Origin of the sequence: Hymenobacter gelipurpurascens, assembly GCF_900187375.1 — a bacterium.
Lineage (GTDB): Bacteria > Bacteroidota > Bacteroidia > Cytophagales > Hymenobacteraceae > Hymenobacter > Hymenobacter gelipurpurascens.
In genome coordinates, this window is the sequence record NZ_FYEW01000003.1 from 111,719 (window position 1) to 136,069 (window position 24,351).

Annotated in this window: 22 protein-coding genes; 7 read left to right on the top strand and 15 right to left on the bottom strand. The window is 56.3% G+C overall.

Translation table 11 applies throughout. The annotated features are described in order from the left end of the window. Positions 1 to 179: 179 nt before the first annotated feature. Positions 180 to 1,586 carry an asparagine--tRNA ligase gene (gene asnS / locus CFT68_RS18760; RefSeq protein ID WP_088845219.1) on the top strand — a complete coding sequence of 469 codons (1,407 nt, stop codon included), beginning with the start codon at positions 180 to 182 and terminating at the stop codon, positions 1,584 to 1,586. Positions 1,587 to 1,807: 221 nt separating this feature from the next. Here the strand turns inward: asnS and CFT68_RS18765 are convergent, their stop codons facing one another. From CFT68_RS18765 to CFT68_RS21590, 6 genes are all read right to left on the bottom strand, one after another. Beyond that, positions 1,808 to 2,062, bottom strand: a complete 255-nt coding sequence (locus CFT68_RS18765) for a hypothetical protein (RefSeq protein ID WP_088845220.1) — start codon at positions 2,060 to 2,062, stop codon at positions 1,808 to 1,810. Positions 2,063 to 2,119: 57 nt separating this feature from the next. Beyond that, a complete protein-coding gene (locus CFT68_RS21585; protein ID WP_170934859.1) occupies positions 2,120 to 2,362 on the bottom strand; it encodes a hypothetical protein in 243 nt (80 codons plus the stop codon). Between the two features lie 241 nt (positions 2,363 to 2,603). After that, a complete protein-coding gene (locus CFT68_RS18770; RefSeq protein ID WP_088845221.1) occupies positions 2,604 to 4,028 on the bottom strand; it encodes an MBOAT family O-acyltransferase in 1,425 nt (474 codons plus the stop codon). Positions 4,029 to 4,157: 129 nt separating this feature from the next. Further along, a complete protein-coding gene (locus CFT68_RS18775; protein WP_088845222.1) occupies positions 4,158 to 4,625 on the bottom strand; it encodes a hypothetical protein in 468 nt (155 codons plus the stop codon). A gap of 104 nt (positions 4,626 to 4,729) precedes the next feature. Continuing rightward, positions 4,730 to 5,902: an alginate O-acetyltransferase AlgX-related protein gene (locus CFT68_RS18780; RefSeq protein WP_088845223.1), complete on the bottom strand. Its 1,173-nt coding sequence runs from the start codon at positions 5,900 to 5,902 to the stop codon at positions 4,730 to 4,732. 174 nt (positions 5,903 to 6,076) lie between these two features. Then, positions 6,077 to 6,838: a hypothetical protein gene (locus CFT68_RS21590; protein ID WP_141106623.1), complete on the bottom strand. Its 762-nt coding sequence runs from the start codon at positions 6,836 to 6,838 to the stop codon at positions 6,077 to 6,079. A 581-nt stretch (positions 6,839 to 7,419) separates the two neighbouring features. Between CFT68_RS21590 and uvrA the strand changes: the two genes are divergently transcribed. Further along, positions 7,420 to 10,284 (top strand): excinuclease ABC subunit UvrA, encoded by a 2,865-nt coding sequence (gene uvrA, locus CFT68_RS18790; protein WP_088845506.1) that lies wholly within the window; start codon positions 7,420 to 7,422, stop codon positions 10,282 to 10,284. A gap of 96 nt (positions 10,285 to 10,380) precedes the next feature. Here the strand turns inward: uvrA and CFT68_RS18795 are convergent, their stop codons facing one another. The 4 genes from CFT68_RS18795 to CFT68_RS18810 are packed head-to-tail and all read right to left on the bottom strand — an operon-like array spanning position 10,381 to position 12,566. Beyond that, positions 10,381 to 11,022, bottom strand: coding sequence for a DUF4142 domain-containing protein (locus CFT68_RS18795; protein WP_088845224.1), 642 nt, complete (start codon positions 11,020 to 11,022; stop codon positions 10,381 to 10,383). A 46-nt stretch (positions 11,023 to 11,068) separates the two neighbouring features. Further along, positions 11,069 to 11,671, bottom strand: a complete 603-nt coding sequence (locus CFT68_RS18800; protein WP_088845225.1) for a DUF4142 domain-containing protein — start codon at positions 11,669 to 11,671, stop codon at positions 11,069 to 11,071. Positions 11,672 to 11,722: 51 nt separating this feature from the next. After that, a complete protein-coding gene (locus CFT68_RS18805; RefSeq protein WP_088845226.1) occupies positions 11,723 to 11,950 on the bottom strand; it encodes a hypothetical protein in 228 nt (75 codons plus the stop codon). 37 nt (positions 11,951 to 11,987) lie between these two features. Then, entirely contained in the window at positions 11,988 to 12,566 is a 579-nt protein-coding gene (locus CFT68_RS18810; protein ID WP_088845227.1) for a DUF4142 domain-containing protein, read from the bottom strand. Positions 12,567 to 12,740: 174 nt separating this feature from the next. Here CFT68_RS18810 and CFT68_RS18815 point away from each other — a divergent pair, with 174 nt between their 5' ends. Continuing rightward, entirely contained in the window at positions 12,741 to 13,592 is an 852-nt protein-coding gene (locus CFT68_RS18815; protein WP_088845228.1) for a hypothetical protein, read from the top strand. Between the two features lie 95 nt (positions 13,593 to 13,687). On the opposite strand, the gene CFT68_RS18820 is transcribed toward CFT68_RS18815, so the two are convergent. Together CFT68_RS18820 and queA are read right to left on the bottom strand one after the other, a co-directional pair. Further along, positions 13,688 to 14,368, bottom strand: coding sequence for a 2-C-methyl-D-erythritol 4-phosphate cytidylyltransferase (locus CFT68_RS18820; protein ID WP_088845229.1), 681 nt, complete (start codon positions 14,366 to 14,368; stop codon positions 13,688 to 13,690). A gap of 126 nt (positions 14,369 to 14,494) precedes the next feature. Then, positions 14,495 to 15,544 carry a tRNA preQ1(34) S-adenosylmethionine ribosyltransferase-isomerase QueA gene (queA, locus tag CFT68_RS18825; RefSeq protein ID WP_088845230.1) on the bottom strand — a complete coding sequence of 350 codons (1,050 nt, stop codon included), beginning with the start codon at positions 15,542 to 15,544 and terminating at the stop codon, positions 14,495 to 14,497. Between the two features lie 202 nt (positions 15,545 to 15,746). Between queA and CFT68_RS18830 the strand changes: the two genes are divergently transcribed. From CFT68_RS18830 to CFT68_RS18840, 3 genes are all read left to right on the top strand, one after another. Further along, entirely contained in the window at positions 15,747 to 17,006 is a 1,260-nt protein-coding gene (locus CFT68_RS18830; protein WP_088845231.1) for an ABC transporter permease, read from the top strand. A 238-nt stretch (positions 17,007 to 17,244) separates the two neighbouring features. Further along, positions 17,245 to 18,108, top strand: a complete 864-nt coding sequence (locus CFT68_RS18835) for an LOG family protein (RefSeq protein WP_088845232.1) — start codon at positions 17,245 to 17,247, stop codon at positions 18,106 to 18,108. 226 nt (positions 18,109 to 18,334) lie between these two features. Continuing rightward, complete coding sequence (locus CFT68_RS18840; RefSeq protein ID WP_170934860.1) at positions 18,335 to 19,510, top strand: lycopene cyclase family protein; 1,176 nt, start codon at positions 18,335 to 18,337, stop codon at positions 19,508 to 19,510. A gap of 206 nt (positions 19,511 to 19,716) precedes the next feature. Here the strand turns inward: CFT68_RS18840 and CFT68_RS18845 are convergent, their stop codons facing one another. The 3 genes from CFT68_RS18845 to CFT68_RS18855 all read right to left on the bottom strand — a co-directional run bounded on the left by CFT68_RS18845 (position 19,717) and on the right by CFT68_RS18855 (position 22,201). Next, entirely contained in the window at positions 19,717 to 20,487 is a 771-nt protein-coding gene (locus tag CFT68_RS18845; RefSeq protein WP_394340120.1) for an ABC transporter ATP-binding protein, read from the bottom strand. Positions 20,488 to 20,531: 44 nt separating this feature from the next. After that, on the bottom strand, positions 20,532 to 20,753 hold the full coding sequence (locus CFT68_RS18850; RefSeq protein WP_019948259.1) for a DUF2795 domain-containing protein: 222 nt from the start codon (positions 20,751 to 20,753) through the stop codon (positions 20,532 to 20,534). Between the two features lie 140 nt (positions 20,754 to 20,893). Continuing rightward, positions 20,894 to 22,201, bottom strand: coding sequence for a DUF349 domain-containing protein (locus tag CFT68_RS18855; protein WP_088845235.1), 1,308 nt, complete (start codon positions 22,199 to 22,201; stop codon positions 20,894 to 20,896). A 419-nt stretch (positions 22,202 to 22,620) separates the two neighbouring features. Between CFT68_RS18855 and ettA the strand changes: the two genes are divergently transcribed. Further along, positions 22,621 to 24,288, top strand: coding sequence for an energy-dependent translational throttle protein EttA (gene ettA / locus CFT68_RS18860; RefSeq protein WP_088845236.1), 1,668 nt, complete (start codon positions 22,621 to 22,623; stop codon positions 24,286 to 24,288). The last annotated feature ends 63 nt before the right edge of the window (positions 24,289 to 24,351 follow it).

Consider the following 24,351-nt stretch of genomic DNA (forward strand, 5'->3'; position numbering starts at 1 on the left):
CAGCGGTCCAGTTACCGTTCAGATAGCATCGGGTGGGCTACACGAGCAGGAAAAGCGGTGTAGACAGTGGCCTAGGGCATTAAGGACAGGCGGCCTACCGGAGAAAGGCCGGTTTTCGCCTCGCAAAACGCTTACCTTTGTGCTTAATAAAGTTTTAACCTCGAGAACCAAGAGTCCTGATGTCCGACCTTAGAAGAACCAGCGTGCAGCAGCTGCTAAGCAGCACCGAGCTGGACCGCGAAGTGCTGGTGAAAGGCTGGGTGCGCACCCGCCGCGGCAACAAATACGTGCAGTTTATTGCCGTGAATGACGGCTCCGGCTTCAATTCCATTCAGGTGGTAGCCAACGCCGAGCAGTTTCCGGAGGATAAGCTGAAGGCCGATGGTGTAGAGAACGGTGCCGCCGTGCTGGTGCGTGGCCAACTGGTAGCTTCTCAGGGCAAAGGACAATCGGTAGAGATTCAGGCCACAGAAATTACGGTGTATGGCAAAGCCGATACCGAAACGTATCCATTGCAGAAGAAAGGCCACTCCTTGGAGTTCCTGCGCGAAATTGCCCACTTACGCCCCCGCACCAACACGTTTGGCGCGGTGCTGCGCATTCGGCACGCCATGGCGTTTGCGGTGCACCAGTTCTTCAACGACCGGGGCTTCTTCTACGTGCACACGCCCATCATTACGGGTTCCGATGCCGAAGGCGCCGGCCAGATGTTCCGGGTAACCACGCTGCCCGACCAAAACCCGCCCCTCACGGAGGATAAGGCTGGAGTAGACTACAAGCAGGACTTCTTCGGCAAGCAAACCAACCTGACCGTTTCGGGCCAGCTAGAAGGCGAAATTGCGGCCATGGCACTGGGCAAGGTGTACACCTTCGGCCCTACGTTCCGGGCTGAAAACTCCAACACCGCCCGCCACCTAGCCGAGTTCTGGATGATTGAGCCCGAAGTGGCCTTCAACGACCTGCAGGACAACATGGACCTAGCCGAGGATTTCCTCCGCTACCTGGTGCGCTACGCCTTAGAGAACTGCCAGGACGACTTGAAATTCCTCAACGAGCAGTACGACAAGGAACTGCTCACGCGTCTGCAGTTTGTGGTGGATAACGACTTCCAGCGCCTGAACTACACCGAGGCGGTCGAAATCCTGAAGACCGCCAAGCAGAAGTTCGAATTCCCCGTGGATTGGGGCACCGACCTGCAGAGCGAGCATGAGCGCTACCTGGTAGAGAAGCACTTCAAGAAGCCGGTTATCCTGACCAATTACCCCAAGGATATCAAGGCCTTCTACATGAAGCTCAACGACGACGGCAAAACCGTGCGCGCCATGGACGTACTCTTCCCCGGCATCGGCGAAATCATCGGCGGCTCGGAGCGGGAGGAAAGCCTAGAGAAGCTCACCCAGCGCATGGCCGAAATGAACGTGCCCGAGCATGATCTGTGGTGGTACTTGGAGCTGCGCAAGTACGGCACGGCGCCGCACGCCGGCTTCGGCCTGGGCTTCGAGCGTCTCATCCTGTTCGTAACCGGTATGGCCAATATCCGCGACGTGATTCCCTTCCCCCGCTTCCCCAAGAGCGCGGAGTTTTAATCACGGATTTAGACGGATTTATCAGATTGCACGGATTCGTTTAGCAACAACGGCAGCTCCAAATGGGGCTGCCGTTGTTGCTAAACGAATCCGTGCACGTCATCCTGAGCGGAGCGAAGGATTTTGTCACGCGTAAACGATACAGTCTAGGCCAGTTGTTCTTGCCTGATAAGATCCTTCGCTCCGCTCAGGATGACGTGCAAGGTTTTATTGGAAGTGGCCTAGCAGTAATTCCGCAGTTCCTTATCATCCACCGCTACCAGCGCATCCAGGCGCAGCTCGAAGCCGTCGGCGAGGCGGAGGTATTCTACTTTATCCTTCAGGAAAAGGTCCTGAATGGTGCCGTGGTAAGTGCTGGGCGGGGTGTCGGGCTCGGTGCGGTAGGTGAGGGTGCAGGGCTGGCCGGTGGTGGCGCGGGCTTCCAGCTCGTCGTAGAAAGAACAGCTGATGGGAGTGTAGGCGGGCGTAGTAGACATGGGCGGGCACGTGTGGGTGAAGGCTATTCTCTACGCAAAACCAGCCGCCAGGGTGGCCTAGGCGGCCAGGCGCTGGCCATCTACAGCCACCAGCCAATCGAGGCGCAGCTCGCAGCCTTCCGCCAACCGGATATAATCTACCTTCCCACGGCGCAACAGGCCTAGAATGGTGCTCCGCACGCTAAACTCGGCAGAGGTACCCGGCATCCGGTACACCAATACACCACAATGTCCGGGCGGCAGTAAACGCTGCAATTCTGCCGATAAGCTAGGCTGCGCAAGAAGGTGGGATAGAGGCATGAGTTGCTAAAAAGATAGTAGGACATAGCTCATAGAAATAGAACTACGAAAGGATAGCCTGTATTGGTTTTCCTGGCCTGCGTTGGCAAAGCTGGTTCAGCCTCAACAAGTTCCATTGAGCTCCGGAATAGATAGGTCTTCCCAGAGGATATAAGACGACAAAGGCTTGGTGTATGAGCCTGTCAATAAAATATATAGCACTCAGTCAGGATAATGATACGCCCGTGTAAGCTGAACGAGGCTAGAAGCGGAAATAGATAAATGGATTGAACGTGCTGCTGACCACATAACTGGCACTCAGCAGAAAAAGAACTACCGTGAGCAGGCCTAGACCTATAGCGCGCCGCAACGGCATGGGTTCCGCTGTAAGCCACCCCAGCTCCCAGCGCTCCACGCGCGGCAGGGCTGCCATGAAGGAAAGCGTTGCCGCCAGCCCAAGCGTAGTCCAGAATTCCGGAGAGAGGCCTACTAGAGAGTGGCTAGGCCAATCCAGGCGAAACATGGTGCCCAGGTAGGCCAGCGCGGCGCTCAGGCTCTCGGCCCGAAACAAGACCCAGCCAACTACCGTGATAAGAAACGTGGGCACGATGCTCAGCGGACCGAGCAACCGGGAGAGACGCAGCTGAAACAGTCGGTCCAGAATCAGGAATAGGCCATGAAAAGCGCCCCAGGCCACAAAGTTCCAGGCGGCGCCGTGCCAGAAGCCCGAGAGCAGAAACACCGTCCAGAGGTTAAGGTAGAGGCGGGCCGGCTTTACGCGGTTGCCGCCCAGCGGAATGTAGAGGTAGTCGCGCATCCAGCGGCCCAGCGTGATGTGCCAGCGCTGCCAAAACTCCGTGATGCTGCGCGAGATGTACGGGTTGTTGAAGTTTTCCGGAAACTGAAACCCCAGCATCCGGCCAATACCGATGGCCATATCGGAGTAGCCGGAGAAGTCGAAGTATATCTGGAAGGTGTAGGCCACGGCGCCCAGCCACGCCAGCGGCGCTGATAGCTCGGCTGGGTTCAGCTGAAAAATACGGTCGGCTTCCTGGCCTAGAGCGTTGGCAATGAGGACCTTTTTCGCTAGGCCTATCACAAAGCGAAACAAGCCCGCCAGCTTCTGGTCTACCGTATCGAAGGCGGAGCGGTCCTGGAGTTGTTCGGCTATTTCATGAAAGCGCACGATGGGGCCGGCAATCATCTTCGGGAACAGCATGATGTAGAGCAGAAAGTCCCAGAAGCTGCGCAGCGGCCGGTTCACGCCGCGGTACACATCAATAGAATACGTGAGCTTTTCAAAGGTGAAAAATGAGATACCGATGGGCAACACTACCTGCTGCCAATGCAGGGCTTCGCCGCCCAAAGCTGTCTTCACTTCGCTCAAGTTTCCGAGGAAGAAGTTGGCGTACTTGAAGTAGAACAGCATGCCTACATTCAGCAGGATGCTGCTGGTGAGGTAGATGCGTTTCTGCCAGCCCATGGCCGCGTCCATCAGCCGGATGAGGTAGAAGTTCAGAACTACCGAGCCCAGAAACAGCGCCAGAAAATTCAGGCCGCCCCAGGCGTAAAACAGCAAGCTCCCTATTAGCGCCACGGCATTTTTGAGGCGAGTAGGCGCCAGAAAATACAGCAGCAGAAACCCGGGCAGGAAATAGAACAGGAAGAGCGTACTGCTGAATACCATGAGGCGCGGAGTGGAAAGGCCCGGCGAAAATACAGGGCTACCGGCGGTACGCCGCAGCTGAGCACAAAAAAGCCGACCCGGCGCAGCAATGGATGCGCCGGGTCGGCTGATGAATCGTCGCCGGCAGGCCTAGTGCTTGCCCTTGCCGTGGCCTTTGCCGTTTCCGTTGCCATGCCCATTTCCGGGGTTGCCACCGTAGATTTTCTTGGCTTGTCCGGGCGGCAGACCTTTGCCGCTCTGCAGGCGCTTCACTTGTCCGGGCGGCAGGTATATTTCGCGGTGGCGGCTGTACTGCGACCACGGCTGCGAGCCATGATAATCCAGCACTACCGGGTGAAAAGAGCTCGGGTTGTAGCCATTGACATTCGCGACACGCACCCATTGCCCGTTTTGTGGGACGATGTAGCGCTGGGCCCGCAGATCATAGTAGCTCTGGGTTTCGGGAATGTAGTAATACTCGGTGCCGGCCGGGGTAGAAGGTCCCCAGGAGGGCGGGTTGATGTTGACCGTCACCTGAGCCTGGGCCGATGAAGTGGCTAGGCCAGTTAAGGAGCCAGCCAGTAGGCCAGTCAGGGCCATTTTTGCAAGAAGCTTCATAGAAAGAGGTGCTATGGTGGGAGGAGAAAGCATTAAGACAAGAACGGGGCCAAACCCCACGGTTCCCGCTTACGCTGCCGCTGCCAAAAATGATATAGCCAGGCTCAGGGCTTGCTGAACGCCTGTAGTGCATCTTGGCTGAAGCCTTGGTCGAAGTAGCGCAGGTTGTGCTCCGTGAAAAGTACCAGCACGATATCAAAGCGCAGCAGCTCCGCTTTACGGTCGAGGTTGGCAACACTAGTTTCGCCCTGCATCTTATCCTGATGTTTGCGCCAGACCACCTCCTTGTTGTAGTACCAAAACCGAGAGTCAGGGGAAAATAATGAGTCTAGGTAAGGATACTGTTCGATGAAATTCCAGACGAAACTATCGCCCACCACCAAGAGGCGGGGGCGCTGCTGCCCGGCCCGAATAGGCTCAAACTGAATGGTTGGGTAGGCCAACGGAAACGCCGGTGGGTTCCAGAGCAGGTTCAGGGCTTTGGTGATGTCGCCGTCGGGGTGGCGCGGCGTAGTGCTAACCTCTAGGCCAGTCTGGCGGAAGTTGGGCAGGTCGAGGTGGGCACGCTGCTCCAGGTAGCGGAAGAGGGTATCGGCCACAAGCGTGAGCCCATAGCCGCTCCAATGAATACCGCTCCGCGCAAACAACGGATACGGAGAAGAGGTCTTCCACTGCCGAAACAAGGCACCGGCATCCAGCACGTTCAGTCCGGCTTGCTGCATGTGCACAGCATAAAGATCATAGTTAGAAGAACGCTTTGGCTGATTCTCGTAGGCCACTGGCAGCAATTCCGGATATATGGCCGCCTTGCTGGGAGCCACCACAAACACCAGGAACTTGCCGCGGCGGGCCAGCGTATCCTGCACCGCCCGAAACCGACTCACGCTGGCTTGCACTTCTTCCTGGCTCACGGCATCCTGCCCAAGAGAGGCTAAAATGGGCGCTTCCTCAAACAACACCCCCCGTGCGCCTACCACCACGCCATGCGCCCTTGCTTGCCCGAAAAGACTGTAGGCCACCTGATTGCGCGGCCGGATCAGCAGATCATGAAAGCCAACATGCTCCGTGATGTAGCGCTCCAGTGCTGGCTGGTAGGTGTTGTCGCGCAGGCCTTGCCAGGTGAGAGTGGGGCGTGGTGCCGGCTCGGCATAGCCGGCTAATGAGCTCGTTCTGAAAATCTTAATATTAAGCCAGCCCTGAATGGCCGGCATCAGCAACAGCAGAAACAATACGCCAAACACGCGCCGCTTACCCGTCAGAAACGAAAACTTAGCCACGCCGCACGCTGAATAAAAACACAGAAACCATAAGAAACCCCGCCCCAGAACGCCCCGAAAAATAGCGACTATTTCGGGAGAGCCGCGTGGGCACTCATCCAGAATCAGGGCGACACAAAAAAGGCCCTTCCACCGGAAGGGCCTTTTTTGTGTTGGAAGCAGTAGCGGGTTGGGCTAGTTAATGCGGCCCCGGCCACCGCTCGGGGTGCTTATGGTCTGGTTCTGACCGCCACGGTTATTGTCGATGGTGCCGCGGTTGTCGTTCCGCTCGTAGCCGCCACCGCGGTTGTCATTACCACGATGATCATTGCTGCGGTTATCGTTGCCGCGGTTATCATGGGAGCCATAATTTCCGGGGCTTGGGTTGCTGCGGTTGTCATAGCCGCCACGATTGTCGTTGCGGTTGCCGCCGTAGTAGCCACCGCGGTTATCATCGCGGTAGTCGCCCCGGGCATACCCACCTTGGTTGTTCGGGCGGTTGTAGTAGCCATTGTTGCCGTTGTAATAGCTGCCGCGCGGAACCGCGTAGCTATAGCCGCGGCCCGGCCAGTTGGCGCCGTAGTAGCGGCCCGGCTGCACGCCCCAGTTGTTGCAATACGCACGGTGGTCACGCAGATAGCCCCAAGGCTGGCGGCCTACATACTGGATTACAACCGGGTGAAAGAAGCGCGGGTCGTAGGAAGCGTAGGCGCGCGGCAAAACCGGCGAGCTAACCCACGCTCCATATACAGGGTCGAAAAACAGGTAGGACTGGCTGTACAGATCGTAGTAGCCATCAATTTCAGGGATGTAGTAATACTGCACACCCTGCGCTACAGGTGGGCCCCAGTACGGCTGGTTGATACCCACTTGAATTTGCACCTGAGCCTGAGCTGGCTCCGTGTAAACCAGCAGGCCCAGCGCCAGCAGGAAGGCAGATTTGAGCAATAGTTTCATGAGCGAAGAGAACAAAAGGGAGATACCTATCAAACGCAAAAACAGCACCATAATTCAAAATATACGTTGGCGGCCTCAAGTTTTTAGCGGCTCGCCGGAAGAACTTCTGAAGGCGTGGGACATTTCGGCCACTTGCGTTGTTATAGGCCGTCTATCCTCTTCTGTACCTGTTGTTGAAACAGGAATGCTAAGCCGCTAACAGGCTTGGCAAATACCTACACGAGGGTAGCCATCGGGGCGCGTTTTGCGTACCTTTGCAGACTTATCCGCTTCGCTGTTGCATGGCCAAAAAAACAACTGCCGCTACTAGTTCCTCTACTTCGGCTGCTTCTAAAACCAAAGCGGCCCCCAAGGCCGACCGCGCAGCTAAAGCGCCGGCTACCAAGGCCGCCAAAAAAGCGGCTCCGGCGGCTCCTCAGCCCGACCTGACCACGGCGAAGGGTGCGCAGCAGGCGGCTATGGCTTCCACACCCCGCTCTGAACAGATTTCCGAAGCAGTAGTAGCCACGGCCACTACGCTGGAGCTGCCTGGCGTATTGCCCTCCCTCGCGAAAGGCCAGCTAGGCCACCACGCCGCCGATATGGACGCGCCTTTTATTGAGGTATATGGCGCACGGGAGCACAACCTGAAGAACGTATCTATTAAGATTCCGCGGGGCCGGCTGGTGGTGTTCACCGGTATTTCAGGCTCGGGCAAGTCGTCGTTGGCCTTCGATACCATCTATGCTGAGGGCCAGCGGCGCTACATGGAGACGTTTTCGGCCTATGCCCGGAGCTTCATGGGTGGCCTAGAGCGCCCCGATGTGGACAAGATTGAGGGCCTGTCGCCGGTTATCAGCATCGAGCAGAAAACCACTTCGCGCAACCCGCGCTCCACGGTCGGGACTATCACCGAGATATACGACTTCTTGCGCTTGTTCTACGCCCGTACCGCCGAGGCGTTCAGCTACGCTACGGGCAAGAAGATGATCCGGCAGAGCGATGACCAGATCATCAATTACATCCTCAAGCACTACGACGACAAGAAGCTGGTAGTGCTGGCTCCGGTAGTAAAGGGCCGGAAAGGGCACTACCGCGAGCTGTTCCAGCAGATTGCCAAGCTGGGCTTCACGAAGGTGCGCGTAGATGGCGAGCTGCTCGACATAACGCCCAAGATGCAGGTGGACCGCTACAAGATCCACGACATCGAGATTGTGATTGACCGCTTGGTGGTGAAGGAAGAAGACCGGTTCCGACTGTCGGGCTCGGCTCAGAACGCTCTCACCCACGGCAAAGGCACCATGCTGGTGCTGGCCCCCGACGAGAAGAATGAGGCCAAAAAGACGCAGTTCTTCTCGCGCTTCCTTATGGACCCCACTACCGGCATCGCCTACGATGACCCGGCCCCCAATACGTTTTCCTTCAACTCTCCATACGGTGCCTGCCCCGTCTGCAATGGCCTGGGTGAGGTACAGGAAATCACCGAAGACTCGGTGATGCCCGATAAGAAGCTGAGTGTGAGCCGCGGCGGCATTGCGCCGCTGGGCGAGTACAGAGATATCTGGATTTTCCAGCAGCTAGGCCTCATCCTGAAGAAGAATAAAGCTAGCCTCAGCACGCCCATCGAGAAGCTCCCCGAAGACTTAGTGCAGCGTCTGCTTTATGGTGTGGCCGAGGACGAAGATGCTGACCCCAAAAAGCCGAACTATACCGAGCCGTTCGAAGGCATTATCCCGTTCCTGCAGCGTCAGATGGAGTCCGATTCGGAGAACATCCGGGAATGGATTCAGCAGTATACCCAGGCGCAGGAGTGCCCCGAGTGCCACGGCTTCCGCCTGAAAAAGGAATCCCTGCACTTCAAGATTGCCGATAAGCACATTGGAGAGCTATCGGTGATGGATTTGAACGATCTGGCCGATTGGTTTGAAGGGCTGGAAGACCGTCTCACAGACCGCCAGAACCTGATTGCGCGTGAGCTGCTGAAAGAAATTCGCAAGCGCATTGGTTTCCTGCTGGAAGTAGGCCTCGATTACCTGAACCTGCACCGCTCCGTGCGTACACTTTCGGGCGGCGAAAGCCAGCGCATCCGTTTGGCCACCCAGATTGGTACCCAGCTGGTAGGCGTGCTCTACATCATGGATGAGCCCAGCATTGGTCTGCACCAGCGCGACAACGAGCGCCTGATCAAGGCCCTGCAGCACCTGCGCGACCTGGGTAACTCCGTGATTGTGGTGGAGCACGATAAGGACATGATCATGCACGCCGACCACGTGCTGGACATTGGCCCCGGTGCCGGTATTCATGGCGGGCACATTGTGGCGCAAGGTTCGCCCAAGGAAATCTTCACATCGGGCAGCTTAACCTCGCAGTATCTCAGTGGGCAGAAGCACATTGAGCTGCGCAAGAAAAAGCGTGCCGGTGAGGGCAATGAGCTGGTGCTGAAAGGTGCCCGTGGCCACAACCTCAAAAACGTAACGGCCAAGTTTCCGCTGGGCAAGCTCATTGCCGTGACGGGCGTATCAGGCTCGGGCAAGTCGTCGCTCATCCACGACACGCTGTACCCAATTCTCAACCAGCACTTCTTCAACGCCAAGCGTGAGCCACTGGCCTACGACAAGATCGAAGGCCTGGAGCTCATTGATAAAGTGATTGAGGTAGACCAGTCGCCGATTGGACGCACGCCGCGCTCCAATCCGGCTACGTACACCGGCGTGTTCACCGAGATTCGCCAGCTGTTCTCGTCGCTGCCGGAAGCCAAGATCCGGGGTTACGGGCCGGGCCGCTTTTCCTTCAACGTGAAGGGTGGGCGTTGCGAAACCTGCGAAGGAGCTGGCATGCGAACCATCGAGATGAACTTCCTGCCCGACGTGCACGTGCCCTGCGAAACCTGCAAAGGCCGTCGCTACAACCGCGAAACGCTGGAAGTTCGCTTCAAAGGCAAGTCCATTACCGACGTGCTGGATATGACGGTGGAGAAAGCTGTAGAGTTCTTCGAGTTTCAGCCCCGCATTCTGCGCAAGATCCAGACCCTGAATGAAGTAGGCCTCGGCTACCTCACGCTAGGCCAGCAAGCTACTACGCTTTCAGGTGGCGAAGCCCAGCGGGTGAAACTGGCCACCGAGCTCAGCAAAAAGGACACCGGCAAGACGTTCTACATCCTCGATGAGCCCACGACTGGCCTACACTTCGAGGACATCAACCACCTCTCGGTAGTGCTGCACAAGCTGGCCGATAAAGGCAACACAGTGCTCATCATTGAGCACAACCTGGACCTGATTAAGGTGGCCGACCACGTCATTGACATCGGGCCGGAAGGTGGCGGAGGTGGCGGCACTATTGTAGCCCAAGGCACACCGGAGCAGGTAGCTAAGTCGGGCAAGGGGCACACCAGCCGCTTCCTGGCCGAAGAGCTGCGCACCAGCAAATACGCTACTGAAACGGAAAGTAAAGCGGAAAAAGTGGCCTAGACCACTTTTTCCGCTTTACTTTAGTAAAGAACAAAAGAGCCGCTTCCTGAACAGGAAGCGGCTCTTTTATGATCAAGTATTTAGAGCCAAGGTGGCCTACATGGTACCGCTAGCGTGCTGCTTAAACATAGTGAGGTGGGCCTGTACTACGGGCTGCACCTTTGTGATGAAGCCTTGTACATCGCTGTCCTTGGTCATCTTCTGATGTGCTGCCAGCGTGTTCAGAGTCTTCTGGTGGTCCATTTCCATTTGCTGCATGTACTTCGTTTCGAAGTCCTTGCCCGACAGCTTGCGCATATCGGCGGCAATGGTCTTGTGCTCGGCGTCCATGTCGGCGGGGAGCGTTACGTTCTTTTTCTGCGCAATGGATTTCAGATCATTCGTGGACGTAGTGTGGTCCTTAATCATCATGTTGGCGTGGTCTTTCACCATGCCCGTTACGCCTTTCTCCAGGGCCAGCTTGCTGAGCTGAATCTCGTTCTGGTCGCTGGCTGCAGCCGACTTCATGAACTCAGCATCCGTGGAATGCGGAGCCGTAGGCCCGTTGGGGTCAGCCATAGCAGAACCAGCCGCCATACCAGAGTCGGCGGGCATGCCAGAGGTAGCCATACCGCTGGTATCGGTAGCGGTAGCATCCGTTGCTGTTGTATCAGAAGCAGCCGTCGTCGAGTCGTTCGAAGAGCAAGCCGAGGTAATCATCAGGGCCGCAATGGCCATGCTAAACAAAGTGCGTTTCATAGTAGTGGATGGTTTGGAGTGGGGTAGGGAAAAAACGCGCAAATAATTACTTACGCGATTCCAGGGCAGTGCTCATCTTTTGCGCCATTTCCAGGTGGTGCTGCAAGACGGGTACTTGTTTAGTAGCAAAAGCTTTAATCTCAGGATCAGAGGCTTTTACAGAGGCTTTCGTGAATTCCTTCACGTCTTCCTCATGGTCCTTGACCATTTCTTTCAGGTATTCTTTGTCCATCTCGGTGCCCTTTTCCTCGGTTACATCTTTCAGAACTTTCTGATGATCGTCGCCTAGGGTGGCGGGTAGCGTGATGTTCTTTTTGGCGGCCAGGGCTTTCAGCTCCGCATTGGCTTTGGTGTGGTCCTTCACCATCATGTTGGCGAATTCTTTGCCCTCCGAGGTGGTGCCCTTAGCGGCTACTGCCTGGCCTAGCTGTACTTCCAGCATGCCGCCACTAGCCGCTTTGGCCATAAACTCAGCATCGAAGTTTTTACCTTCTTCTTTCACATCACCCAACTCTGTGTCAGAAGTGGCTGCTTCGTTTTTCGCTTCATTCGTTTGCTCTGCTTGCTTCACCGAGTCCTGGGAGTTGCAGGCTGCGGTTCCAACGAGTAGGGCTAGGGAACAGGTCAGAAATAAGAAGGAACGTTTCATGGCAGATGAGGGGATAGAGGTGGATGCTACTGGTGGCCTAGAGCCGCTATGCTACTTGGCAGTGTCGGCGGTTGCCGAATCTGCATCGGCCGTAACGGTGGGGCCAGCATTGTTATCAATCACGACGGCATCGGCTTTCACACCACCTTCCGTGGCAGCAGAATCCATGTCCGTTACAGCCGTACCAGCAGTACCATCCGTGCGTTTGTTTGCGTCGCCGCAGCTGCTGAGTGAAAGGGCAGCGAAAAGGGACAGTACCGAGAGAATGCGCATTTTCATAAAGGAGAATGTTAAGTCCAGAAAACTGGAAAAGAAGTTATTTTTTGAGTTGATCTTGAAGTTCTTCAGCAGCTTCCAGATGCTGTTTCAGCAAGGGCAGCTGCTGGGTGGCCAGTTGCCGGATGTCGCCATCGTAGGCCTCATCCCGCATATCCTCCGCCTCGTCTACAGCTTTCTTGTGCAGGTCGATGAGCGCATCGGTATACTTTTGGTCGAAAGCGGCTCCGTTCAGGGCGGCTAACTGGCCTAGCGTCTGGGCTTGGTCGCCGCCTAGGCCAGTAGGCAGCACAATGTTTTTCTGCGCGGCCAGCGTCTGGATGGTTTGCTGGTTGGCCGCGTGTTGGGCTACCAGGCTCTGGGCAAGGGCTTTGACTGCTGGTGCAGTAGATTTAGTCTGGGCCAGTTGGCTGGCGTCGCGCACAAACATGTTGTGGCTGGCCGTATTCACCACGTACTCGGCATCCTGCTCCTGCTTTTCGGTAATGGCTTCGTCGCCAATGCGCTTTTCGTTTTTGAACTTGGCTTCTGCTACCGGGTCTTTGTTGCTCTCGCCCGAGGAGCAGGAGGAGAGGCCTAGCGGTAGAAGCAGAAGTGGGAACAACCGGGAAACAGACATAAAGACAGGATATTACGACCGATGGGGTAGATGCCCTGAACTATACGCACCCCCGGGAATGGAGTTGGGAAGGCCTTTTAAAAATACTTTCAAAAGCATTTAAACTTATCTATATAGTGTTGGTCCAAGCGCCGAAATCAGTTGTTCCACCACTCACCATTTCTCCCCCTCTTTATGTTTACTTCTACATCGCGCTTGCTCAGCGGCGTACTCTTGGCAGGTAGTTTATTCGTACTGGCTGGCTGCGACAAAGGCAATGATCCGCAGGATGCTGCTACTGTTACGGCCTCGGCCGAAGACCAAAGCGTGGCAGAGGACGAAAATGCGGCCATGGGCGACCTGGTAGAAGCCGCCTCGCCCGCCGATATCACGGTGGCCGGCAGCCCGGCCGCGGAGCCCACGGACCTAGTTCGCCTGGCGGGCTCTTGCTTCACGCGCACCTTTGATGCCGCCACTCGCACCCTCACCCTCGACTTTGGCCCCGTAAACTGCGTGGGCCCGAACGGCGTAGCGCGCCGAGGTAAGATTGTGGCCGTTTTCAGTGGCCCGTATCGGCAGGCGGGAGCCACAACCACCATTACCCTGGTAGATTATTACCGCAACGACAACCACCATACCGGTACGCGCACCATCACGAATCTTGGGGGCGGCTCCTGGGACCTCTCAGTGCAGGGGGCCAGCGTAACTACGCCGGCCGGCACGCATACCTGGACCTCGCAGCGCAAGTATACCCGTACGGCTGGTAGCGCTACCCGAACCGTGCTGGATGACACGTATTCCGTAACGGGGCAGGCCAGCGGCACAAACCGCCGGGGCGTCAGCTACACCGCTACTATTGATCAACCTCTGATCAAGAAGTTTCAACTGGGATGCGCCCGCACCTTTGTAGCCGGTACCCTGAGCATTACGAACTCGAAGGAGAAAACCATGCTGCTCAACTACGACCCCACCGGCACCCAGGCCTGCGACAACCTGGCTTCCGTAACCGTGAATGGCAAAACCTGGACCATCCGCTGCGGTCGTTAAGCCCAGCAGACATAAAAATGGCGGCCGGACTCCCAGAGTCCGGCCGCCATTTTTATGTCTGCTGAGGTGGCCTAGGCCACTCGTGCGAGCTTGCGCTACTGCGCGCGGAGCAGGGCTTCGGCCAGAATCAGGTCTTCCGGCGTCGTGATTTTCAGATTGCGGTAGTCGCCGTTTACCAGATGAATGGGTTGCAGGTCTTCCACCACGCTGGCATCATCGGTAAAAGTCGAGAGCTCCGGAAGCTGATAGGCGCGTTGTAATAGGCCTAGCTCGAAGCATTGGGGCGTTTGCACCAGGCGCAGTCGGGTGCGGTCGAGGGCATAGGAGCCCTGCTGACTCAAGCTGCGCACCGAGTCCTTGGGCGGCACTGCTGCTACGGCGGCGCCATGCAGCTCGGCGGCAGCATAAGTGGCCTCTATCACGGCAGCCGACACCAGCGGCCGTACGCCATCGTGTACAGCTACTACACCGGCTTTCTGGGCCTGCAGATGAGCGAGTCCGTTGCGTACTGAAGCCCACCGCGAATGGCCGCCAGCCACAATTGTATGCGGAATAGAAACGCTGTGCCGCGCACAGAGCTCATGCCAGATAGTAAACTGATCCTGAGGTAGTACTACCACACAGTCCTGCACGCTTAGCGCGGGTTCCATAAAGCGCCGAAGCGTATGCAGGAGCACTGGCTCACCGAGGAGTTCCAGAAACTGCTTCGGCCGGCCGGCGCCCATGCGCGTACCGGTTCCGCCCGCAACCAGAATGGCGAATCTGCTTAGTGGCATGCGTGAAACGAGATAAGAAGTGGGAAGATATACCTGGAGAGTGGCCTAGGCTAGTAAACCACAACGCCCAGCCACCAAAGGTAGCTGGGCGTTGTGGTTTGTAGGCGGTAGTCGTCGAAACGAAACCTACAGAATCAGCATGGCGTCGCCGTAGCTGAAGAACTTATACTTCTCCTTGATAGCCAACTGGTAGGCCTCAATTAGGAGTGGATGGCCGGCAAAAGCCGAAGCCATCATCATCAGCGTGCTCTCCGGAGTATGGAAGTTGGTGAGCAGAGCGTTCGAGATTTTGAACTCGTAAGGAGGGAAGATAAACTTATCCGTCCAGCCTTCCGTGGCCTTCAGGCGGGAGTGAGCCGATACCGACGATTCCATGGCGCGCATGGAAGTGGTGCCGATAGCGCAAACCCGCTTCTTGTTATCCAAGGCCCGGTTTACTATCGTGGCCGTTTCGGCGGGCACAATGAAGTTCTCCGAGTCCATTTTGTGCTTGGTCAGGTCTTCCACATCTACGGGGCGGAAGGTGCCTAGGCCTACGTGCAGCGTTACCGGAGCAACCTCTACGCCTTTGATTTCCAGGCGTTTCATTACCTCGCGGGTGAAATGCAAACCAGCCGAAGGCGCGGCTACAGCACCCGTGTTCTTGGCATAAATGGTCTGGTAGCGCTCCTTGTCGGCAGCTTCCGTTTCGCGCGGGATAAACTCCTTCGGAATTGGGGTTTCGCCCAGGTCGTGTAGTGCTTTGTAGAACTCCTCGTCGGGGCCATCAAACAAGAACTTGATAGTCCGGCCGCGCGAGGTGGTGTTGTCGATAACCTCGGCCACCATGTCGCTTTCGCCGAAATACAGCTTATTACCAACGCGGATTTTACGGGCCGGATCTACCAGCACGTCCCAGAGATGAATTTCCTTGTTCAGCTCACGGAGCAGAAATACTTCAATCTTGGCACCGGTTTTTTCCTTGTTGCCATACAGACGAGCGGGAAATACCTTCGTATCGTTTACTACGAAAACGTCTCCTTCGCCAAAATATTCAATAATATCTTTGAAGATGCGGTGCTCAATCTTGCCAGTATCGCGGTGCAGCACCATCAGGCGTGATTCGTCGCGGTTTTTGGCCGGATGCTGTGCCAGTAAGTTTTCAGGCAAGTCAAATTTGAACTCGGACAGTTTCATGGGCCAGACAGGGCAATAGGTGGGGAACCTAATGAAAAAATTGAGCCGCAAAAGTAGTCATTTGCGCCGGATTAATCGTTACTTTTCGCCCGGTGAGGTAAAATGGCGAATTCGTGAAATGGTGCGTGTGTCGTTCAGACTGTGCCATGGATGCCAATGGAACGTTCTGCCTGTCACCAGTGCCTAACTGCTTGCTTCCCTGATGAAAGAACTGCGCCTGACGTTGGAGAGTTTCCGCTTTGCCTGGCAAGCACTTAAGTCCAATCTTCTTCGTACAGTTTTGTCGCTGTTGGGCGTTACCGTCGGGATTTTTGCCATCATTGCGGTATTCACCGTCGTCGATTCGCTGGAAACGAACGTACGGCAAAGCATGAACTTCGTGGGCGACAAGGTCATTTATGTAAATAAGTGGCCGTGGGTGTTCGAAAACAACTTTGCGTGGTGGAAATACTTCAACCGACCCGTGCCTACGGTGCGGGAGTTCCGGGAGTTGCAGCGCCGCTTGGGGCCCAACAACAAGGGCATTGCCATCTTTGCTAATACCAGCGGCAATCTGTTTCGTGTGGGCAGTAACAGCATGGAAGGCTGCAACCTGCAGGGCGTGAGCATGGACTACAACATTGTCTCGGATGTGCCCATTGTGGAAGGACGCTATTTCACACCCCAGGAGGTAGAATCGGCGAGAAACGTGGCTATCATCGGGGCCGAAATTGCCGAAACGCTGTTCCCTAATGGCTCGGCATTGGGTCAGGAGTTCAAAACCCGCGGCCAGAAATTCGTAGTGATTGGCGTGATGCAGAAGGAAGGCAAGAAGCTACTTGATACTCCCAGCAACGACACTAACTGCTTGGTTCCGTTTGGCATGTTCACGAAGATGTTCGCCCTGAGCTCCAATGGCATGGGCGGCGTGGCCCCGAGCATTGGCGTGAAGGGCCGCGACGATGACCCTGGCCTGCTGGATCTGGAGTATGAGATGAAAGGCGTGATGCGCAACATTCGGGGCCTGAAGCCCCAGGATGAGGACAACTTCGCCCTGAACCGCCCCGAAATGCTGGCCAACGCCATTACACAACTCTTCTCGGTCATCGGCATTGCGGGCGCCGTCATAGGTTCGTTTGCTATGCTGGTGGGCGGCTTCGGTATTGCCAACATCATGTTTGTGTCGGTGAAGGAGCGCACCAATATCATCGGGATTCAAAAGTCGTTGGGGGCCAAGAATTATTTCATCCTGTTCCAGTTCCTGTTTGAAGCCGTGTTCCTATGCCTGCTGGGTGGTGGCGCCGGTATTTTGCTCGTGTTCCTGATTACGCTCTTGCCGCAGGATGGGCTGCCGCTTTTCCTTACGGCCGGCAACATCTCGCTGGGCCTGACGGTATCAGTAGTGATTGGGGTATTGGCCGGTATTATTCCGGCAGTGCTGGCCTCTAACCTGGACCCCGTAATTGCTATTCGGGCCCAATGAAAAGCGTTGGCAGTAAGCCTTCAGTGGCCTAGGCCTATCCGTAACAATTTCGTTACCTGGCCTAGGGTAATGTTAACAAATTGTTAACTTGCCGGTCGCTACTTTTGGTCGCCTTCCTTCCGTGAGGCGACCTTCTTTTTGCCATTTTCCTAATTTTTACCTTGGTACAGGCCAATCCCACGCCGTCAGTGGCTTCGTGCTGCTGGCTGTCTGTGCCATTTTTACCCTTGTAGCTCCTATGTCGAAGCTCAAAAAAACCAGTAGAACCAAAGTTGCCGACGAAGTACTGAACGCAGGCAGCGGCCAGACTATCAGGCAGCCCAACATCAACGACAATAAGGTCAAGACCATCAGTGATATCCGCGAGCAGACGCATGGTGAGCGTACCGTTCAGGTAGACGACGAGCAGCGCATCCGCAAAGCTTTCGTAGATAAAGACTGGAACGAAATCAAGATTGCCGACTCCTGGCAGATCTTCAAGGTGATGGCCGAGTTCGTGGAAGGCTTCGAGAAGATGTCGAAGATCGGGCCCTGCGTGTCCATCTTTGGCTCGGCCCGCACCAAGCCCGATAACCCCTACTATCAGATGGCCGAAGAAATTGCGGCTAAGCTGGTGCGCCACGGCTACGGCGTTATCACGGGGGGCGGCCCCGGCATCATGGAGGCTGGCAACAAGGGTGCCCACTCTGAGGGCGGCCGCTCGGTAGGCCTGAACATTGAGCTGCCCTTCGAGCAGTTCAACAACATCTACATCGACCCCGATAAGATCATCAACTTCGACTACTTCTTCGTGCGGAAGGTGATGTTCGTTAAGTATGCGCAGGGCTTCATCGGCATGCCCGGCGGCTTCGGCACGCTCGATGAGCTGTTTGAGGCTATTACCCTGATTCAGACCAAGAAGATTGGCCGCTTCCCCATCGTGCTGGTAGGTACCAAGTACTGGCAGGGGATGTTCGACTGGATTGAGCAAGTGATGCTCCAGGACGAGCGCAACATTTCGCCCGAGGACATGCACCTCGTGCAGTTGGTTGACGATGCCGAATCGGCGGTGAAAATCATCGACGATTTCTACAGCAAATACTTGCTCTCGCCAAACTTCTAGGCCACTTCGGCTGCTATACAAGCTCCCCGCTTTTTCGTGAGAAGAGGCGGGGAATTTTGTGTGTAGTGCGTCTGGTACGGTGGGTGAAGCGGTTGATGACTGCGACTTTAGCCCTAAGGCATGTTTCCAAAGCTGTGGCGCAGTTGGGCATATTACTGTTGTAATGCCGAAATCGGTGCGACTGGCTTACCTTGCAACGGCGGCCAAAACACGGTCGTCGTTTCGTATGGAGGCAGTAGTTGAGTATGATTATCTGATTGTGGGCGGCGGTGCGGCGGGGCTGAGCCTGGCTTATCACATCAGCCAGGAGCCGCGCCTGCGCCACAAGCGGGTGCTGCTGCTGGAACCCGAAGCCAAGGATAAAAACGACCGTACTTGGTCGTTCTGGGCTGATAAGCCCACGCTTTTCGATGGCATAGTGGCCTACGAGTGGGGCCAGCTGGCTTTTCGCAGCCCCGGTTTCGAGCACGTGTTTCCCTTGAAGCGCCACCGCTACAAAATGATTCGGGGCCTGGATTTCTACCGATTTGTACGGGCCGCGCTGGCCGATAACCCGCAGTTTACACTGCTCCAAACGACGGTGAGTGGCCTAGAGAACCGGCCTGAAGGTGGCGCACAAGCCACTACGCCGCTCGGCACGTTTACGGCCCGCTACGCCTTCGATAGCCGCCCGCCCGAGCTAGTGCCACGCCCCGAGAAGCATCGGTATCTGCTGCAGCATTTTGTGGGTTGGGAGGTAGAAACAGACCACGACGTGTTTGACCCCACCACGGTGGAGTTCATGGACTTTCGGGGTGAGCAGCACCACGAAGCACGCTTTATGTATGTGCTGCCCTTCAGTAAGCGCCGGGCTTTAGTCGAATATACCCTGTTTTCGGCCGAGCTGCTCCCTAAAGAGGCCTACGAACAGGCCATGCGACTATACCTGCACAATACGCTGGGAGTAACCGATTTCCGGATTGAGGCCGAGGAAATTGGCGCCATCCCGATGACGGACCACCCGCTGCAGAGCCGTGTAGGCCACTCCATCATCAACCTAGGCACCCGCGCCGGACGGGCAAAACCCAGCACGGGCTATGCCTTTAAGCGCATTCAGGAGCACTCGGCCCGCCTGGTGGAGGCGCTGGCTACTACTGACAACCCCCCCCGGAACTCTACCAACGACCACTGGCAGTTTCAGCTGTTTGATACGCTGCTGCTGGATATCATGCAGCGCCGCGGCGAGCGTACCCGCGACCTGTTCACGGAGCTTTTCCAGCGAAACCCACCGGAGCGGATTTTTGATTTTCTGGATGAGCGTACTTCCTGGGCTGAAAACCTGCAGGTGATGAACTCCGTGACGCCGTGGCCCTTTCTGCAGTCTATCTGGCACGTGTTGCGCCGCAGGCCGGGTAAAAGGTGAAATGGTCAAGCCGTGAGGTAGGGAAGAGGTGAAGATGTGACCTAGGGCATCTATGCCAACTACGCCTACTCTAAAAGCACGTCATCCTGAGCTGGCGCAGGATCTTGTCAGGTAAGAACGACTGGCCTAGAGCCCCGTGCTCACGTGAGAAGATCCTGCGCCAGGTTAGGATGACGTACTTGCTATACTTATATACTGCTCTGACTTCACTGTCTTACCGCCAGGCTTTCCTCGCTCTCTAGGTACTCCCGTGCGGCACGCACTGTAGCTGGGGTAAGCGGCTCTAAGCAGGGCGCGGGCGCGGAGAGATTGAGCAAATAGCCGCTCAGGCTTGGCAGATTATCCAGATCGTGCGTGATGCAGAGTACGGTTTTCTGTTGTTCTGTAACCCAGGAGTGCAACAAGTCGAACACGCGGCGCCGGTAGTACACATCGAGCTGCTGCGTGGGCTCATCGAGGAGGTACAGGGCGGCATCTTGCAGGCTCAGCTGCGCCAACCACACCAGTTGCTGCTCACCCCCCGATAGTTGGGTGAAGTCGCGCTCGGCGAGATGCGTGGCGCCCACTTTCGCCAAAGCTTCATCGGCCAGCGCATAATCAACCGATGTATAGGCACTCAGAAAACGGTGGTGCCGAAAACGGCCCATCACTACCAACTGACGCACCGAAATGGAAAACTCCACGCTGCCACGCTGGGGCAGGTAGGCCAGTAGGCCACTGTTGGCTGGCTGGCGCACCGTGCGCAAGTCCTGGCCGAGTACCTCAATGGTGCCTTGGTACGGAATGCGGCCCGTAAGGGCCCGGAAAAGAGTGGTTTTGCCGCAGCCGTTGTGGCCTACAATAGCTATGAAGGTGGGCTCAGGTACCGACAAAAAAAGATTGCGGAGCAGGACACGCTGTCCATACCCCGCAATCAGATTTTCTATAGTCAGAGGTAGAAGCTGGGAGCTAGATGCTAGAGGCGGTTGATTATCAATAACCTGCTGCATTTTCTTTGTCCTGGCTCCCGTCTTCTAGCTTCTTAATACTCGTCTTCGTTGAACATGAAGTCTTCTTTGGTCGGGTAGTCCGGCCAAACTTCTTCAATATTCTCGTAAGGCTGACCGTCGTCCTCCAGGGCCTGTAGGTTTTCCACTACTTCCATCGGGGCACCCGAGCGGATAGAGTAATCGATGAGCTCATCCTTGGTGGCAGGCCAGGGTGCATCTTCCAGATACGAAGCAAGTTCCAGAGTCCAGTACATAGTCGTGTGTGCTACTAAAAAAGGTTGGCAAATTGTAGAGCGTCGTTAGCAAAAACCTAGCCGATGCCGTGGGCATGACACCATTACCGACGCGGGGTTGCTTTTGCTGACGACAACGTAAAATACAAGCGAAAGTTGAACTACTGGCTTACGCGCTGGCGCAACATGGTAATCAGGTCGTTTTTAGTGCGAATTTTTCGCTCAAACGCCCTGATTTTGCCTTGCAGCATCGTGCGGAACGCGTCATTGCCGGGCGAGTCGTTGAGCTTGCCCAGGTTGTCCTCCAGCACTTCCTGTTCCTGCTTATCAGACTTGATGAAGTCGCGTAGGGCCTGCACCCGGATGGTGACCTGCTCCTCGGGCGTACCGGCCTCGGGGCCGGAGGGCTGGCGCTTCCGGATGAAATGCTCTAGGGCGCTCATCTCAAATACTTTATCGCAGGCAAGAATAAACTGCTCCCACACCCGGTCAGACTCTTCGCCACGCACCGGACCTACTTTTTTCCAGGCGGCCTGCAGCTCCTTGGCGCGGGCCACCGCCTCCGACATAGGCCTATTGATGAGGGCCTGTGCCTCCGTTACGAGGGCGCGCTTGCGGGTCAGGTTGTCATCGGTAGAGGAGGAAGTCTGGCCTTCGGTGCGCTTGCTTTCGATATGCACTTTCAGGCGCTCAAAGAAATGGTTGTGCGCCGCCCGGAAACGCGTCCAAAGGTCGTTGGCCTGCTTGCGCGGCAAGGAGCCGCCCACCTCTTTCCAGTCTTGCTGCAGCTGCTTGAGCTTGCGGGTGGTTTCCTCAAACTCGTTGGAGTTCTGCAGGGCTTCCGATTTGTGGATCAGCTCCTTATAACGGTCATACACACGGTTGACCATGGCCTTTTTCTCGGCCAGGAATTCCTTCTTGCGGGCAAAAAACGCATCAACGGCGGCCTGGAAACGGGCTTCTAGCTCATCGGTGAGGTGCTTTTCTACGGGGCCGGTCTTGATCCAGCCCTGGCGCAGATCCTTGATTTTCTCGGTGCCTTCCTGCCAGTCGATGGTTTCGGCCAGCTCCTCGGTTTCCTGAATCAGGCTGATTTTGGTGGCCAGGTTTTTCTCGCGGTTGCGAATAATCGTGACCTTGATGGAGTCCTCGGCCTCGGTCAGGCGGCGGTGCAGGCCTTCGAAATCTCCGAGGGCGTCGTAGCTGGCTACCTGCTCCTTCAGGTGCAGGGCTTTCATCAGGAAAGAGCCTTTGTTCTCCGACTCTTCCATTTTCTGCAGCAAATCCTCCACTTTGGTGCGGAAAAGCTCGAAACGCTGGGCAAAATAGACCAGAGAGGCGTCGCCGGATACTTTGACCTGACCCACCTGCCGGGCGGGCAGGTCCAGCAACGGGCGGAGCCACACCTGGTCGCCCTCGATGTAGCCATAACGGCGGGCTTCGGCCAGTAGGTGGTCTTGTTGTTCCATAAGTAGAATAGGAGGGGGAGCGGAATAGGTGGAAAGGTCGATACTGAGGCCAGAAAAGCTGTACAAGTTTACGCGTTGTCGGCTAAACCTTGCGTGGCAGCCGGCTGCGGAATCTTTCGCTAGGCTGCCTACCTTTGGCCCAACTGGCCTAGGGAAGCCTACCTTGCGCGTCAGCGGTTTGGTGGTTTCTGTGTGGAAGAGCTACGCACAGACGGCCAATGCGGTTATTTTCAGATCACAAGACACATACAATAACGAGCTAGATTACTTAAGCTTGCCCCGGGCCTAGGCCAGTAGCAGAATCAGCTCGCAAAATAGAAACCTAAATTGGGCGGGCAACTTTTTGTTTTGGGCTGCTAGTGGCCTAGCAAAGTGCCCAGCCTGCTTTTTACCCCTCATTCGCACCTCTTTTTCCTACTATGAGCGACCAACCCACCATTATCTTCTCCATGGAGAGGGTAAGCAAGATTTACCCCCCGCAAAAGCAGGTTCTCAAGAACATTTACCTCTCTTTCTTCTACGGCGCCAAAATCGGCGTACTCGGTCTGAACGGCTCGGGTAAGTCTTCTTTGCTGAAGATTATTGCCGGCGTAGACAAGCAGATTCAGGGCGACGTGGTATGGTCGCCGGGCTATACGGTGGGCTACCTGGAGCAGGAGCCTCAGCTGGATGCCACCAAAACGGTGCTGGAAGTAGTGCAGGAAGGCGTGGCCGAAACAGTGGCCTTGCTCAAGGAATTCGACGAAATCAACGAAGCCTTCGGGGCTGAGGATGCTGATTTCGACAAGCTGCTGGAGCGCCAGGGCACCGTACAGGAACGCTTGGACCAGCTCGACGCCTGGAACCTCGACAGCAAGCTGGAGCGTGCCATGGACGCCCTGCGCACCCCCGAAGCCGATGCTATCATCGGTAACCTCTCGGGTGGGGAGAAGCGCCGCGTAGCTCTGTGCCGCCTGCTGCTGCAGGAGCCCGATGTGCTGCTGCTCGACGAACCAACCAACCACCTCGACGCCGAAAGCGTGCTCTGGCTGGAGCAGCATCTGCAGCAGTACAAAGGCACCGTAATAGCCGTAACCCACGACCGGTACTTCCTCGATAACGTGGCCGGCTGGATTCTGGAGCTCGACCGCGGCGAAGGTATTCCGTGGAAAGGCAACTACTCTTCGTGGCTGGAGCAGAAGTCGAACCGTCTGGCGCAGGAAGAGAAAACCGAGAGCAAGCGCCAGAAAACGCTGCAGCGCGAGCTGGAGTGGGTGCGCATGGCCCCCAAGGCTCGCCAGGCCAAGAGCAAGGCCCGCCTCGCTGGCTATGACAAAATGGTGAACGAGGACTCCAAAGAGAAGGAGCAGAAGCTGGAGTTATTCATCCCTGATGGGCCACGCCTGGGCTCTCAGGTGATTGAGGCCGAGGGACTGAGCAAAGCCTTCGGCGACAAGCTGCTGTTTGAAAACCTGAGCTTCCAGCTTCCCCAAGGCGGCATCGTGGGCATCATCGGGCCGAACGGCGCCGGTAAAACCACGCTATTCCGTCTTATCACCGACCAAATCAAGCCTGACGCGGGTACGTTCGTGGTGGGCCCAACGGTGCTGACGGCTTACGTAGACCAGCAGCACGATACGCTGGAGCCGAATAAGTCGGTATTCGAAACGATTTCCGGTGGCACCGAGACCATGATGCTGGCGGGCCGCCCAGTTAACTCCCGTGCCTTCGTGAGCAACTTCAACTTCCGCGGCGGCGACCAGGAGAAGAAAGTGGGCTCGCTCTCCGGTGGGGAGCGAAACCGCGTGCACCTGGCCACTACCCTAAAGCAAGGCGCTAACCTGCTGCTACTCGACGAACCAACCAACGACCTGGACGTGAATGCCATCCGGGCCCTGGAAGATGCGCTGGAGAATTTCGCCGGTTGCGCCGTTATCATCAGCCACGACCGCTGGTTCCTGGACCGTCTGGCCACGCACATCCTGGCCTTCGAGGGCGACTCGCAGGTGGTGTGGTTTGAAGGCAACTTCTCTGACTACGAGGAAGCTAAGAAAAAGCGCCTCGGCGATGTGGAGCCCAAGCGTGTCCGCTACCGTAGCCTGAACTAGGCCAGTAGCTTATCTGCTTGACAGTGTAAAAAAGGCCCGCGCCAATATGGTGCGGGCCTTTGT

What these genes read in the sequence shown, in the direction of transcription:
- CFT68_RS18815 (WP_088845228.1), top strand. Translation starts at nt 12,741, where the DNA reads ATGTTTACTTCTACATCGCGCTTGCTCAGCGGCGTACTCTTGGCAGGT.
- queA (WP_088845230.1), bottom strand. Translation starts at nt 15,544, where the DNA reads ATGAAACTGTCCGAGTTCAAATTTGACTTGCCTGAAAACTTACTGGCA.
- CFT68_RS18850 (WP_019948259.1), bottom strand. Translation starts at nt 20,753, where the DNA reads ATGTACTGGACTCTGGAACTTGCTTCGTATCTGGAAGATGCACCCTGG.
- CFT68_RS18835 (WP_088845232.1), top strand. Translation starts at nt 17,245, where the DNA reads ATGTCGAAGCTCAAAAAAACCAGTAGAACCAAAGTTGCCGACGAAGTA.
- CFT68_RS18775 (WP_088845222.1), bottom strand. Translation starts at nt 4,625, where the DNA reads ATGAAGCTTCTTGCAAAAATGGCCCTGACTGGCCTACTGGCTGGCTCC.
- CFT68_RS18840 (WP_170934860.1), top strand. Translation starts at nt 18,335, where the DNA reads ATGGAGGCAGTAGTTGAGTATGATTATCTGATTGTGGGCGGCGGTGCG.
- CFT68_RS18765 (WP_088845220.1), bottom strand. Translation starts at nt 2,062, where the DNA reads ATGTCTACTACGCCCGCCTACACTCCCATCAGCTGTTCTTTCTACGAC.
- CFT68_RS18810 (WP_088845227.1), bottom strand. Translation starts at nt 12,566, where the DNA reads ATGTCTGTTTCCCGGTTGTTCCCACTTCTGCTTCTACCGCTAGGCCTC.
- CFT68_RS18805 (WP_088845226.1), bottom strand. Translation starts at nt 11,950, where the DNA reads ATGAAAATGCGCATTCTCTCGGTACTGTCCCTTTTCGCTGCCCTTTCA.
- CFT68_RS18795 (WP_088845224.1), bottom strand. Translation starts at nt 11,022, where the DNA reads ATGAAACGCACTTTGTTTAGCATGGCCATTGCGGCCCTGATGATTACC.
- CFT68_RS18800 (WP_088845225.1), bottom strand. Translation starts at nt 11,671, where the DNA reads ATGAAACGTTCCTTCTTATTTCTGACCTGTTCCCTAGCCCTACTCGTT.
- CFT68_RS21585 (WP_170934859.1), bottom strand. Translation starts at nt 2,362, where the DNA reads ATGCCTCTATCCCACCTTCTTGCGCAGCCTAGCTTATCGGCAGAATTG.
- asnS (WP_088845219.1), top strand. Translation starts at nt 180, where the DNA reads ATGTCCGACCTTAGAAGAACCAGCGTGCAGCAGCTGCTAAGCAGCACC.
- ettA (WP_088845236.1), top strand. Translation starts at nt 22,621, where the DNA reads ATGAGCGACCAACCCACCATTATCTTCTCCATGGAGAGGGTAAGCAAG.
- CFT68_RS18820 (WP_088845229.1), bottom strand. Translation starts at nt 14,368, where the DNA reads ATGCCACTAAGCAGATTCGCCATTCTGGTTGCGGGCGGAACCGGTACG.
- uvrA (WP_088845506.1), top strand. Translation starts at nt 7,420, where the DNA reads ATGGACGCGCCTTTTATTGAGGTATATGGCGCACGGGAGCACAACCTG.
- CFT68_RS18830 (WP_088845231.1), top strand. Translation starts at nt 15,747, where the DNA reads ATGAAAGAACTGCGCCTGACGTTGGAGAGTTTCCGCTTTGCCTGGCAA.
- CFT68_RS18770 (WP_088845221.1), bottom strand. Translation starts at nt 4,028, where the DNA reads ATGGTATTCAGCAGTACGCTCTTCCTGTTCTATTTCCTGCCCGGGTTT.
- CFT68_RS18855 (WP_088845235.1), bottom strand. Translation starts at nt 22,201, where the DNA reads ATGGAACAACAAGACCACCTACTGGCCGAAGCCCGCCGTTATGGCTAC.
- CFT68_RS21590 (WP_141106623.1), bottom strand. Translation starts at nt 6,838, where the DNA reads ATGAAACTATTGCTCAAATCTGCCTTCCTGCTGGCGCTGGGCCTGCTG.